This window comes from Stenotrophomonas sp. YIM B06876, from assembly GCF_030711595.1.
Lineage (GTDB): Bacteria > Pseudomonadota > Gammaproteobacteria > Xanthomonadales > Xanthomonadaceae > Stenotrophomonas.
Genome location: NZ_JAUJUJ010000368.1, coordinates 1 through 813 on the forward strand (window position 1 = coordinate 1; position 813 = coordinate 813).

Here is an 813-nt window from a genome sequence, read left to right on the forward strand (position 1 = left end):
CACGCCGGCACGCTGGAGATCGTGATGCGCGTGTACTTCGAGAAACCCCGCACCACCGTGGGCTGGAAGGGTCTGATCAACGACCCCTACCTCGATGAGAGCTACCGCATCGACGAAGGCCTGCGCATCGCGCGCCAGCTGCTGATCGACATCAACCGCCTGGGCGTGCCGGCCGGCAGCGAGTTCCTCGACGTGATCTCGCCGCAGTACATCGGCGACCTGATCAGCTGGGGCGCCATCGGCGCGCGCACCACCGAAAGCCAGGTGCACCGCGAACTGGCCTCGGGCCTGTCGGCACCGATCGGCTTCAAGAACGGCACCGACGGCAACATCCGCATCGCCACCGACGCCATCCAGTCGGCCAGCCGCGGCCACCATTTCCTGTCGGTGCACAAGAACGGCCAGGTCGCCATCGTCGACACCAAGGGCAACCCCGACTGCCACGTCATCCTGCGCGGCGGCAAGGCCCCCAACTACGACGCCGCCAGCGTGGCCGTGGCCTGCAAGGATCTGGCCGCCGCCAAGCTGCCCGCCACGCTGATGGTCGATTGCAGCCACGCCAACAGCAGCAAGCAGCACGAGAAGCAGCAGGACGTGGCGCGCGACATCGCGGCGCAGATCGCGGGCGGATCGCACAGCGTGTTCGGCGTGATGATCGAGAGCCACCTGAACGCCGGTGCGCAGAAGTTCACGCCCGGCAAAGACAAGCCGGCTGCCCTGGAGTACGGCAAAAGCATCACCGATGCCTGCCTGGGCTGGGACGATTCGCTGCGCACGCTGGGCGAGCTGGCGGCGGCGGTGCAGGCGCGCCGA

At 67.8% G+C, this 813-nt stretch carries 1 protein-coding gene; it reads left to right on the forward strand.

The genetic code is table 11. From position 1 onward, the window contains the following. On the forward strand, positions 1 to 813 hold an 813-nt coding region (locus QZH66_RS17350), incomplete at both ends, for a 3-deoxy-7-phosphoheptulonate synthase (protein WP_305807085.1).